We start from the raw sequence: 12,564 nt of genomic DNA on the forward strand, positions 1-12,564 counted from the left end.
CGGGCCATGCCCCGGGGCACGACCTCACCGTGAGGTCACGGTCCAGAGCCGAGGTCACGGTCCGGAGCCGCAGCCCGGCGGCCCGGCATCGTCCACGTCCGCCCTTCCGGTACGCGCCCTCGTCGCGCGTGCCCCGAGGATCCGCAGCGGTCCCCGAGCCCGCCGCGTGCCCAGCGCTCGCCGCGTTCCCAGCGCCCGCCATATACCGAGCAGCAGGCATGCCGTGCCGCAGACCGCGGCCGTGATCCGCAGCACGCCGCCGTAAGCAGCCCCGGCACCCGCCCCGTCGAGCCGGCCGGTGACGGTTCCGGCGAGGCCCACGCCGAGGCCGGCGGCGACGGTGATGGTGGTCTTGGTGACGCCGGAGGCCTCCCCGGCGCGCTCGGGCCTGACGACGGCCTGTGTGGCGATGAGGGTCAGCGCGTTGGCGACGCCGAGGACCGCGCCGCACACGGTCGCGGTGGCGAGGAACGCCGTCAGCGACGAGGCCGTGGGCAGTGTGCCGAGAGCGAGCGCCCCCGTGCCCAGACAGCTCAGCATGAGCGGTACGGCGGCCCGCGCCGGTGCGCGCCCGGCGACGGGGCCCGCGAGCGCCATGGCGAGGGCCGGGGCGAGGAAGGCCGTGCCCGCTGACGCCACCGGGAGGCCCCACTGCCCTTGAAGCGTGAGGGGGACGACGAACAGGAACATGACGGTCGCGGTGTTGGCGGCGGCCCCGGCGAGCGTGAGCGCCATGTAGGGCCCGTTGCGGAAGGGAGCGGGCCGTACCAGCGGATGCGGGGCGGTCCGTTCGTGCCGTACGAAGAGGAACAGCAGAACCGCCACGAGCAGGACCCCGCCGAAGGCAGCGGGGCGGGGCAGGGCCGGGCCGCGGTCGATGAGGACGCCGAGCACCCCGAGCGCGGCCGTCGCGGTGAGCAGACCCCGCCGGTCGAGGGTGCGCGCCGCGCCGGTGTCGTAGCTCTCGGCGGTACGTGAGGCGCAGACCGCGCCGAGGGCGGCGAGCGGGACGCTGAGCCAGAAGAGCGCCCGCCAGGACACGGCTTCGGTGAGGGCGCCGCCGACGAACGGCCCGCAGGCGGTCGCGATGCCGCCGATGCCGAGCGCCCAGCCGGTGGCGCGGCCGCGCAGGTCGCTCGGGTAGACGTTGGTCAGCAGTGACAGACCGACCGGCATGATCAGTGCCGCCCCCGCGCCCTGCGCCACCCGGGCGCCCACGAGGAAGGGCAGCGTCGAGGCGAGCGCGCACGCCAGCGAGGCCGCGCCGAACAGGGCGAGCCCGGCGACCAGGAGCCGCCGTCGCCCGAAGAGGTCGCCGAGGCGTCCGGCGCCGAGCATCAGCGTGCCGGTGGACAGCAGGTACGCGCTGATCACCCACGGGAGTCCCGACCCGTCGGCGTTCAGGTCGCGGCCGATCCGCGCCAGGGCGAGGTTCAGGCCGAACGAATCGAGCTGGACGCAGAAGACACCCAGGGACAGGGCCAGGAGAGCCCGCCTCCGCTCCGTGACCGACGCCGCCATACTCCCGCCCTCCCGCGCGACACCGCCGCTCACCGCTCGCCGACCGTTGCCCGCCGACCCGTGCGCGCCGTTTGCCGCTCGTCGTGGACACCGCCCTACGGACGTACGGCGGTGAAACTGCTGCTTGCGGAAGGGGGTTGGCGCAGCCGGAGAACGTCCTCGTATACAGAGCGTTGCTGCTGGAGATCCTGAGAACCGCAGATCGGGAGAGCCGCGGACCAGGGAATCGGAGACCCAAGGGCCGAAAAATCGGAGAACCGGAGAAAGGTGAATCCGGAAAAGGTGAGAGCCGGAGAACCTGGGAGCCGGTGAAAGAAGCGCGAGTGCCGAAAGGAGAGCAGGGGCGCTGAATGGAGGGCCGCTGCCCTCTGGCGTCGCTCGAACGGACGACTGAAGCAGCATCACCGTAACTGACACGGATTCACTTGCCAACCCCTTCGTGTGTGGGGTCACACACCCGTGGAATTGGTGCAAATCGACGCTCTCCGTATACCGAAGGCCGTGATTCGGCCATCAAATGCGGGACCGTCGCCGAGGGGTCCGGCGGACGTCGAAGCCCTGTGGTGCCCCGTAGCCGCGGGCCGCGCAGAGGTACCTGGGTACGGGTGCCGATCCGTCGTGTCCGTGCCGCCAGCACCCGGCCGGGCCTGGGATATCGCGGCGACAAGCGGGAAGAGGCGCCCCTTCGGACCGGCGGCCTGAATCGAACCCCGGGGTGTTGGCTGCGGTTCGACTGCCTGTTAGTACTTTCTTGCCGCATAAGAGAGGTGGTTCTCGCGCGTCTGTCGAAGGGTTCCGATATCGGTCTTCCGGAATGTATTCATTCGGTGCGACAGCGCTATGGGGCACGGGCACTAAGAATCAGTGACCGGACCCCGAAATGATCCTCGGCACGTGCAATTGCCGTACTTCTCCACCGAATCGGGCGGATGTGATGTCGTTGACCGCGCAGGAACTCGTCCAGGCCGTGGCACCCGCCACGGCCCTGCGGTCTGAGACCGGTCCGCCCGCTCCTCAACCTCCCCCGGGAGGAGCGGGCGGACCCCCGCCGCGACAGCGGCCCCGGTGATCTCGTACCGGTCGGCGCATCCGAAGACCTTGCCGAGGGGCCGTGCCGAGCGCGGCACGGCCGAGGAGGGGAGGACGGTGGCCCGGTGCGCACCGGGCCACCGCCCCGCCCCTGTCCCACCGTCACCCGTGCCAGGACTTCCACAGCGCCGCGTACGCGCCCTGGGCGCGCACCAGCTCGTCGTGGCTGCCGAGTTCGCTGATGCGGCCGCTCTCCACCACCGCGATGACGTCGGCGTCGTGCGCGGTGTGCAGGCGGTGCGCGATGGCGACCACCGTGCGGCCCTCCAGGACCCGGGACAGCGAGCGCTCCAGGTGCCGGGCCGCGCGCGGGTCGAGGAGCGAGGTCGCCTCGTCCAGGACCAGGGTGTGCGGATCGGCGAGGACGAGCCGGGCCAGGGCGATCTGCTGCGCCTGCGCGGGCGTCAGGCTCAGACCGCCCGAGCCGACCTCGGTGTCCAGGCCCTCGTCGAGGTCCCGTGCCCAGGTCTGGGCGTCGACCGCGCCGAGGGCCGCCCACAGCTCGGTGTCCTTCGCCCCCGCCCGGGCGAGGAGCAGGTTGTCGCGCAGGGAGCCCACGAACACGTGGTGTTCCTGGTTGACGAGCGCCACGTGGGCGCGCACGCCCTCCGCGGGCATCCGCGCCAGTTCGGCGCCGCCGAGCGTCACTCGGCCCGTACGCGGACCGTAGATTCCGGCGAGCAGCCTGCCGAGCGTGGACTTGCCCGCGCCGGACGGGCCGACGAGCGCCACCCGTGAGCCCGGGGCGACCGCCAGCGACACCTCGCGCAGCACGTCGACGTCCTTGCGGTAGCCGAAGTGCACGTCGTCCGCGCGGACGTCGCGCCCGTCGGGCGCCACGCCCGCGTCACCGGCGTCCGGCTCGATGTCCCGCACGCCCACGAGCCGGGCCAGCGAGACCCCCGCCACCTGGAGTTCGTCGTACCAGCGCAGGATGATGCCGATCGGGTCGACGAGCATCTGCGCGATCAGGGTGCCCGTCGTCAGCTGGCCCACGCCGATCCAGCCCTGGAGGACGAAGCAGCCGCCGATCATCAGCACCGAGAAGAGGACGGTGACGTGGGTGGCGTTGATGACGGGGAAGAGGACCGACCGCAGATAGAGCGTGTAGCGCTCCCAGGCCGTCCACTCCTTGATGCGCCGCTCCGACTGCTCGACGCGGCGCGCGCCGAGCCGGTGCGCCTCCACGGTGCGGCCCGCGTCGACGGTCTCGGCCAGCGCGGCGGCAACGGCCGCGTACCCCGCGGCCTCCGAACGGTACGCGGACGGCGCCCGCTTGAAGTACCAGCGGCAGCCCACGACGAGCAGCGGCACGGCGACGAGCAGCGCGGGCGCGAGCGGCGGCGCCGCCACGGTGAGCCCGCCGACGAGCAGCGCCAGCCAGACCACGCCGATGGCGAGCTGCGGCACGGCCTCGCGCATGGCGTTGGCGAGCCGGTCGATGTCGGTGGTGATGCGCGACAGCAGATCACCGGTCCCCGCCCGCTCCAGGACGCCCGGCGGCAGTCCGACCGACCGGACGAGGAAGTCCTCCCGCAGGTCCGCGAGCATCCGTTCGCCGAGCATCGCGCCGCGCAGCCGCACCTGGTGCACGAAGGCGGCCTGCACGACGAGCGCGAGCGCGAACAGGCCCACGGTGCGCTCCAGATGCAGCTCCCGGGCGTCGTCCGACACGCCCTCGACGAGGCCGCCGAGCAGATAGGGACCCACCATCGAAGCGGTCACGGCGAGCGTGTTCACCACGACCAGCAGGACGAAGGCCTTGCGGTGCCGTCGCAGCAGCTCGCGGACATAAGCCCGTACGGTCGCGGGGGCGCCGACGGGCAGCGTCTCCGACGTGGTCGGGGCCGCCGGGTCGTACTCCGGCGGCGCCAGGCCGATCATGCCGTCTCCTCGATGTCGATGGTGTTCACACGGGCTCGCGGCGCGGCGGAGCCCGGGCCGTCGTCGGCCGGACGGTGTCCGGCCCGCGCGGTCCCTGCCTCCTCGGCCGCCTCCTCGTCGGTCTCCCGGGTCACGACCGCCCGGTACCCCGGCTGTGTGACGACGAGTTCGCGGTGCACGCCGACGGCGGCGACCTCGCCTTCGCGCAGGAACACGACGCGCTCCGCGCGGTCCAGGAGCAGCGGCGACGAGGTGAGGACCACCGTCGTACGGCCCGCGCGCAGCTCGCGCAGGCCGTCCGCGATCCGGGCCTCGGTGTGGGAGTCGACGGCGGACGTCGGCTCGTCGAGAACCAGTGCCTCCGGGTCGGTGACCAGCGACCGCGCGAGGGCAAGGCGCTGGCGCTGGCCGCCGGACAGGGACCGGCCGCGCTCGGTGAGGTGCGCGTCCATCGGGTCGTCGGCCACGGAGCCCTGCACAAGCGCGTCGAGGACGTCGGCGCACTGCGCGGCGGCGAGCGCCCGCTGCGGGCCGACCCCTCCGGACGACGGTACGTCGAGCAGCGACCGCAGCGTTCCGGAGAGCAGCACCGGGTCCTTGTCCTGGACGAGGACCGCGGTGCGGGCGGTGTCGAGCGGCAGGCCGTCGAGCGGTACGCCGCCGAGGCGCACCGACGGCAGGTCCGTCTCGAACGCCGGGTGCCCGCCGAGCCGTTCGGCGAGCCGCCCGGCCGCGTCCGGGTCGCCGCACACGACCGCCGTGAGCCGTCCGGCCGGGGCGAGCAGGCCCGTGGCCGGGTCGTAGAGGTCCCCGGCGGGCACCACCGGCTCTCCGCCAGGTGCGGCCCCCGCTCCGGCGGGGGCCGCGGGCGTGCCCTCCTCCGTGCCCCCGGCCGTCGTGCGCTCAAGGGACAGCACCCGGGCCGCCCGCTTCGCGGAGGGCCGCGAGAAGGAGTACGCCATGGCGATCTCCTCGAAGTGCCGCAGCGGGTAGTTGAGCAACATCACCGCGCTGTAGACGGTGACGAGTTCGCCGACCGTGACGCGGCCCTCGCGGGCCAGGTGCACGCCGTGCCAGACGAGGCCGATCAGCAGCAGGCCGGGCAGCAGGACCTGGATGGCGGAGATCACCGCCCACATCCGCGCACTGCGCACGGCGGCGGCCCGCACCTCCTGCGAGGCGAGGCGGTAGCGCTCCAGGAAGAGCTCCTCGCCGCCGATGCCGCGCAGCACCCGCAGGCCCGCGACGGTGTCCGAGGCCAGCTCGGTGGCCCGTCCGGCCTTCTCGCGCTGGTGGTCGGCGCGGCGGGTGGCGCGCGGAAGGAGCGGCAGTACGGCGATCGCGAGCACCGGGATGCCGATGGCGACGATGACGCCGAGCGCGGGCTGGTAGACGACCAGGCCCACGCACACGACGAGGACGGTCACGGCCGCCGCCGCGAAGCGCGACAGGGCCTCCACGAACCAGCCGATCTTCTCCACGTCGCCGGTGGACACCGCGACGACCTCACCGGCGGCGACCCGCCGGGTGAGGGCCGCGCCGAGCCGTGCGGTCCTGCGGGCGAGGAGCTGCTGCACACGGGCCGCCGCGGTGATCCAGTTGGTGACGGCGGTGCGGTGGAGCATCGTGTCGCCGCCCGCGATGGCGACCCCCGCGAGCAGGATGACGCCGCCGGCCAGGGCGAGGCGCGTGCCCGAGCCGTCGATCACCGCCTGCACGGCGAGGCCGACCATGTAGGGCAGCGCGGCGATTCCGAGGAAGTGCAGCAGCCCCCAGCCCAGCGACTTCAGCTGGCCGCTCAGCTGGTTCCGGCCGAGCCACAGCAGGAAGCGAGGGCCGGAGCGGGCGTCGGGTTCGCCCGGGTCGGCATACGGAAGATCGCGAATGTGCATGGGATCCCAGCTTCGGTGCGGTACGCGTGGCGGTGAACTGTGGCGATGAACTGTGGCGGTGAACTGACACGTGACGCGGCCAACGAGACGGCACAGGGCACGACGCACGGCCTCCCGGGCGGCGTGACGAAGGACGTGACGCGGGGCGCGACGAACGCGGTAACAAACCGTGCAAGGTTCGCCTCGCACGGTGGCCCGAAGCAAACGATTTTCCGGTGTCCGGCAAAGAGTCGGCCATTCCTGCGGACCGGGCGGGGGCGACGGCGGGGCGCCCCGGAACCCGGTGCGACCATGGAGCGCATGCGTATAGCCGGTGTGGTGCGAACGGCGGCCGCGGCCGCCGCCTGCTCAGTCGTCCTGACGTCCTGCGGCGGCTCGGGCGACGACGGGGGCGACGGAGGCGACGCGGCGCACTCCGCGCACGGCGGTGACCGCGGCGCGGCCAGGACCGCCGCCGACCCCGAGCGCATCCCCGGCGTCGGCGACCGCCTGCGGTCCCGCATCCCGAAGGAAGCCCGCCAGGTCGTCGCCGTCTACGGCGAGGGCGAGGACTCGGCGAAGGCCACGGTCGTCCTCTACTCCAAGGCGGGCGCCACCTGGAAGAAGACGCGGAGCTGGCCCGCCCACAACGGCAAGAAGGGCTGGACCCCGGACCACCGCGAGGGCGACAAGCGCAGCCCGGTGGGCGTGTTCACGCTCAGCGACGCGGGCGGAGTCGTCGCCGACCCCGGCGCGCGGCTCCCGTACACGCGGACCGCGTCCCTCCAGGCCCCGCACTACTGGCCCAAGACGCACTGGCACGACTTCGACTACGTCATCGCGATCGACTACAATCGCGTCAAGGGTACCCCGCCGAACGACCCGACGCGCCCGCAGGGCCAGTCCAAGGGCGGCAGCATCTGGCTGCACATGGACCACGGCAGCGGCACGTCGGGCTGTGTGAGCCTGTCGAAGTCCGGCATGGAGTACCTGCTGCGCACCCTGGATCCGCGGCGGCACCCGGTGGTGGTGATGGGGGACAGGGCGGCCCTCAAGGCCTGAGAGCCGCCGCCCCTCACGAGCACCGGGCCTTGCTCATGACTCCTTCGGCTTCTCCGAGTCGATCCCCGGGCGCGCCTTCCGCCACAGGCCCCGGGTGAAGTCCGGGATCTCCTGCGGGGCGCCCTTCGCCTTGATGGAGGCGTGGCTCAGCGGTACCGGCGCGGTCCACGTCGCCCCGTCGTAGACGTCGAAGTCGGGGACGAGACCGAGCCGCATGCACTGCATCAGGCGGAACACCAGGAGGTAGTCCATGCCGCCGTGCCCGCCGGGCGGGTTGGCGTGTTCCTTCCACAGCCAGTGGTCGAACTCCGCCGCGTACTTGGAGAAGTCGCCCCACCGGTCGTCCGTGTGGTCCGGCTCGATGTAGACGCGGGCCGGGTAGTCCTCGAAGACGCCCCTGGTGCCGCCGAGGCTGTTGACGCGGCTGTAGGGGTGCGGGGTCGAGACGTCGTGCTCCAGGCGGATGACCCGGCCCTTGGCCGTCTGCACCAGGCTGATGGTCCGGTCGCTCTCGATGTACGTCTCCTTCCAGCTCGGGTCGCCCGGCGGCATGTGCGCCCTGCGGTACTCGGCGAGGCCGAGGGCGGGCGTGCCGAAGCTGGAGATGTGCGTGGCGCGGTCGCCGCGGTTGACGTCCATGTAGTTGGCGGTGGGCCCGAAGCCGTGGTTCGGGTACAGGTCGCCGCGCAGCCGGGTGTGCCACAGGCGGCGCCACGGGCCCTCGTAGTAGTTGGGGTCGAACATCAGCTGGCGCAGGTCGTGGTTGTAGGCGCCGGCCGCGTGCAGCAGGTCGCCGAACTTGCCCGCGTGCGCCATGCGCAGCACGCGCATCTCGTTCTTGCCGTAGCAGCAGTTCTCCAGCTGCATGCAGTGTCTGCGGGTGCGTTCGGACAGGTCGACGAGTTCCCACAGGTGGTCCACGCGCAGCGCGAGCGGACACTCGACACCGACGTGCTTGCCGTTCAGCATGGCCGCCTTGGCCATCTCGAAGTGCCAGTCCCACGGCGTCGCCACGTACACGAAGTCGACGTCGCCGCGCGCGCAGAGCTTCTCGAAGTCGTTGTCCCCGTTGGTGTACGTCGCGGGGGCCGGCTGGCCCGCGGCGACGACCTTCTTCGCGGCCGCCGCGACCTTGTCCTTGGCCGGGTCGCACAGCGCGACGACCCGGACGCCCGGCTGCGCGAGGAACAGGTCGATCATGCCGCCGCCGCGGTTGCCGAGGCCGATGATGCCGACGCGGACGGTGGACCGCCCCTCGAAGGGGACGCCGATCATGGTCTTGCCCTTGCGGGCGGGCGCGGGCGCGGCGGCGGGCCCGTCCGTGGCCTCGCGCGTACCCGCCCGGGCGGTGCCGCCGCCCGCGAACGTGCCGAGCCCGAGCCCGGCCCCCGCGATGCCGGCCGTGCGCAGGACCGCGCGCCGGGAGTGACCGTCGGTGGATTCGTCAGGTGCCGGTGTCGCGTTCTCGTCGTGCATCGGACCTCCGTCGTCACAGTGCCATGTCACTGGGCGGGGCCCACCTTGATGGCGGTGCGCACGGGACGCAAGAGACCGCGGTGGCCGAGGGCTTGGACTTTTCTCCCCGCCCGCCGGAGCCCGGCGGGCGGAGGTCAGGGCCGCGTCGCCCGCTCCAGGTCCAGCAGGACCGAGCGGTACGCCCGGCCCGTGGCCTGCTCCATGCCCACCTCGCACATCCGGTTGGCCGAGAGGTACGCGTCGTAGGCCCTGGAGGCGACCTCCGCCGCCTCCGCGCGGGTCGCGGACTCGCTCAGCTCAGGGTGCAGCATGCCCCGGTCCCCGGCGAAGGCGCAGCAGCCCGCGTCGTCGGGGACGACCACCTCGTCCGCGCAGGCCTCGGCGACGGCCCGCAGCTGTGGCTCGTCGCCCAGGTGCCGCATGGAGCAGGTGGGGTGGAGCACGGCGGAGCCCACGGTGCGCCGTACGGTCAGGCGGGGCAGCAGCTCCTCGGCGGCCCAGACGACGGAGTCGACGACGGTCAGCTCCTCGTGCAGGGCGCGGTTGTCGGCCGTCAGATACGGCACCACCTCGTGCGCGATGCCGAGCGCGCAGGACGAGGCGTCCACGACGAGCGGCAGCGCGCCGCCCGCCGTCCAGCCCCAGGCGGCCTTGACGACGCGGTTGGCCATCACGCGGTTCCCGGCCTCGTAGCCCTTGGAGTGCCAGATCGTCGCGCAGCACGTACCGGCCACGTCGTCCGGAATCCACACGGGCCTGCCCGCGCGTGCCGACACGGCGACGACGGCCTGCGCCAGGGGCACGTCGCCGGGCCCGGCGAAGATGCGGTTCACGCACGCCGGGTAGTACACGGCGGCGGCGCCCACGCGCGCGGTGCGGGGCAGGCGCCGGGCGGCCGCGCCCGGGAGCCGGGGCAGCCACTCGGGCACCAGATCGGGGCGCACGGCCTTGCGGGCGGCGCGGGTCACGGCGGTCAGGAGCCGGTCGCCGGTCCGCTCGCCGACCACCGAGCGGAGTGTCGCGGCGGCGCCGAGCGCGAGCCGTGCGGAGGCCTCGACCTGCTGGAACCTGCGCGCGGTGAGCGCCGCGACCCGCTCCTCGCGCGGCGAGTGGCGGGCGTGCCGGAAGGACTTCATCAGGGCGCCGGTGTCGATGCCGACGGGGCAGGCCAGCTTGCACGTCGAGTCGCCCGCGCAGGTGTCGACCGCGTCGTACCCGTATGCCGCGACGAGGCCGTCCTCGACGTCGGAGCCCGGGCTCTGGCGCATCATCTCCCGGCGCAGCACGATGCGCTGGCGCGGCGTGGTCGTCAGGTCCTCGCTGGGGCAGGTCGGTTCGCAGAAGCCGCACTCGATGCAGGGGTCGGCGATCAGTTCCACCTTGGGGATCGTCTTCAGGCCCCGCAGATGCGCCTTGGGGTCACGGTCCAGGACGACGCGGGGCGCAAGCACGCCGTCCGGGTCGATGACCTGCTTGGTGCGCCACATCAACTCCGTTGCCTTCGGGCCCCATTCGAGCTCCAGGAACGGCGCGATGTTGCGGCCCGTGGCGTGCTCGGCCTTCAAGGAGCCGTCGAAGCGCTCCACCGTGAGACGGCAGAAGTCGTCCATGAACGCGGCGTACCGCTCCACGTCCGAGGGCCGCGCCGCGTCGAAGGCGAGCAGGAAGTGCAGATTGCCGTGCGCGGCGTGCCCGGCGACGGCCGCGTCGAAGCCGTGCCGGGTCTGCAGGCCGAGCAGCGCCTCGCAGGCCTCCGCGAGGCGCGCGGGCGGCACCGCGAAGTCCTCGGTGATGAGCGTGGTCCCGGGGGGACGAGAGCCGCCCACGGCCGTCACGAACGCCTTGCGGGCCTTCCAGTAGCCGGCGATCACCCCCGGGTCCCGGGTGAACGCGTTCGTCACCGAGGCGACGGGGGCGACGAGTTCGAGGCGCCCCATGACCTCGGCGGCCGCCCTCTCGCAGGCCTCCCGGCCCGTCTCGTCCGGGGCGCGGAACTCCACCAGGAGCGCCGCCGTGTCCTTGGCGAGGTCTGCCCAGTCGGCCGGGACGCCCGGCACGCGCACGGACGCGCGCAGCGTGTTGCCGTCCATCAGCTCCACGGCCCGCGCCCCCGCGTCGTTGAACAGCGGCACGGCGGCCGCGGCGGCGGGCAGCGTGGGGAAGAAGAGCAGCGCGCTCGACACGCACCGGTCGAGGGGCAGCGTGTCGAAGACGACCTCGGAGATGAACCCGAAGGTGCCCTCGGAGCCGACCATGAGGCCGCGCAGGATCTGCACGGGCGTCGCGCCGTCGAGGAACGCGTCCAGGCGGTAGCCGTTGGTGTTCTTGATCTCGTACTTGGCCCGGATGCGGGCCGTGAGCCCGGCATCGGCCTCGATCTCGCGCTTGATGGCGAGCAGGCCCGCGCACAGGGCCGGTTCGGCGTGCGCCAGCAGCGCGTCGGCGTCCGGCTCCGCGGTGTCGACGGCCGTGCCGGACGGCAGGACGAAGGACAGGGACGCCACCGTGCGGTACGAGTTGCGGGTGGTGCCCGCCGTCATGCCGGAGGCGTTGTTCGCCACCACGCCGCCGACGGTGCAGGCGATCGCGCTCGCCGGGTCCGGGCCGAGGACGCGTCCGTGGCGCGCGAGCGCGGCGTTCGCGCGCACCACCGTCGTGCCGGGGCCGATCCGCGCCCGCTCCCCGCCGTCGAGCACCTCGACCCCCGCCCAGTGCTTGCGTACGTCGACGAGGATGTCCTCGCCCTGTGCCTGCCCGTTGAGCGAGGTGCCGGCCGCGCGGAAGACGACCTCGCGGCCCTTGCCGTGGGCGTACGACAGGACGGTGGACACGTCGTCGACGTCCTCGGCGACGACCACCACGCGCGGCAGGAAGCGGTAGGGGCTCGCGTCCGACGCGTACCGCACGAGGTCGGAGACGTGGGTGAGGACCTTGTCGGCGCCGAGCAGCGCGACGAGGTCGCCGCGCAGCGGCTCCGGGGTGCCGCCCGCCCGCTCCTCCGGGACCCGGTCGGGTGACGGCGCGCGCCCGGTCGGGGCGGGGCGCAGGGCTTCGGGATCGGGCTCCAGCAGGGGCATGGCCTCTCCTCGGCGTCGTCGGCGGCGGCTGCCCACCGGCCACGGCCGGTCAGCTGCGGCGCACCGGCCCGGATGTCAGCAGGGGCGGCTCTCCGGCGCCTCGAACAGCGCGTCGAGCAGCCCGCCCAGCTGGGTGCGCTGGGCGGTGTCCAGTGGAGCCAGGATGTCCTCGGCGGCGGCCCGGCGCGCGCCGCGCAGCTCCCGCAGGGCCTCGTGGCCGCCGTCGGTGAGCTCGATGCGGATGACCCGCCGGTTGGTCGGGTCCGGGGCGCGGCGCACCCGGCCGCTCGCCTCCAGGGCGTCGACCAGGCTGGTGACGGCGCGCGGCACGACTTCGAGGCGCTGGGCGAGGTCGGCCATCCGCGGCGGCGTCTCGTAGTGCGCGAGGGTGCGCAGCAGGCGGGACTGCGCGGGCGTGATGCCGATGGGCTCCAGATGGCGCTTCTGGATGCGGTGCAGCCGACGGGTCAGCCGCAGCAGCTGCTCGGCGAGGAGTCCGTCGGTGTCCGATGTGCTCATGCCGAAACAGTACAGGACCTGGTTCATTGTGAGTGTAGGTAACAGTGAGCTATGCTCTCAAGGTC

Annotated in this window: 7 protein-coding genes; 1 reads left to right on the forward strand and 6 read right to left on the reverse strand. The window is 73.3% G+C overall.

Annotation, left to right across the window (positions count from 1 at the left end; all coding sequences use genetic code 11):
- Nucleotides 1-54 precede the first annotated feature (54 nt).
- The 3 genes from CP982_RS37290 to CP982_RS37300 form a co-directional block, all read right to left on the reverse strand.
- A complete protein-coding gene (locus tag CP982_RS37290; RefSeq protein WP_150514515.1) occupies nucleotides 55-1,521 on the reverse strand; it encodes an MFS transporter in 1,467 nt (488 codons plus the stop codon).
- A gap of 1,191 nt (nucleotides 1,522-2,712) precedes the next feature.
- Nucleotides 2,713-4,494 carry an ABC transporter ATP-binding protein gene (locus CP982_RS37295; protein WP_150514516.1) on the reverse strand — a complete coding sequence of 594 codons (1,782 nt, stop codon included), beginning with the start codon at nucleotides 4,492-4,494 and terminating at the stop codon, nucleotides 2,713-2,715.
- On the reverse strand, nucleotides 4,491-6,386 hold the full coding sequence (locus CP982_RS37300) for an ABC transporter transmembrane domain-containing protein (RefSeq protein ID WP_150514517.1): 1,896 nt from the start codon (nucleotides 6,384-6,386) through the stop codon (nucleotides 4,491-4,493). Before CP982_RS37300 ends, CP982_RS37295 begins: the two co-directional genes overlap by 4 nt.
- A gap of 300 nt (nucleotides 6,387-6,686) precedes the next feature.
- On the opposite strand from CP982_RS37300, the gene CP982_RS37305 reads away from it, so the two are divergent.
- The gene (locus CP982_RS37305) at nucleotides 6,687-7,427 is read left to right on the forward strand and encodes a L,D-transpeptidase family protein (protein WP_150514518.1); all 741 of its coding nucleotides are present in this window, start codon (nucleotides 6,687-6,689) and stop codon (nucleotides 7,425-7,427) included.
- Between the two features lie 33 nt (nucleotides 7,428-7,460).
- Here the strand turns inward: CP982_RS37305 and CP982_RS37310 are convergent, their stop codons facing one another.
- From CP982_RS37310 to CP982_RS37320, 3 genes are all read right to left on the reverse strand, one after another.
- Complete coding sequence (locus tag CP982_RS37310) at nucleotides 7,461-8,903, reverse strand: Gfo/Idh/MocA family protein (RefSeq protein ID WP_150514519.1); 1,443 nt, start codon at nucleotides 8,901-8,903, stop codon at nucleotides 7,461-7,463.
- 134 nt (nucleotides 8,904-9,037) lie between these two features.
- Complete coding sequence (locus CP982_RS37315) at nucleotides 9,038-11,980, reverse strand: FAD-binding and (Fe-S)-binding domain-containing protein (protein ID WP_150514520.1); 2,943 nt, start codon at nucleotides 11,978-11,980, stop codon at nucleotides 9,038-9,040.
- A gap of 75 nt (nucleotides 11,981-12,055) precedes the next feature.
- A complete protein-coding gene (locus CP982_RS37320) occupies nucleotides 12,056-12,499 on the reverse strand; it encodes a MarR family winged helix-turn-helix transcriptional regulator (RefSeq protein WP_150514521.1) in 444 nt (147 codons plus the stop codon).
- Nucleotides 12,500-12,564: the final 65 nt, after the last annotated feature.

Source organism: Streptomyces spectabilis, assembly GCF_008704795.1.
GTDB lineage: Bacteria > Actinomycetota > Actinomycetes > Streptomycetales > Streptomycetaceae > Streptomyces > Streptomyces spectabilis.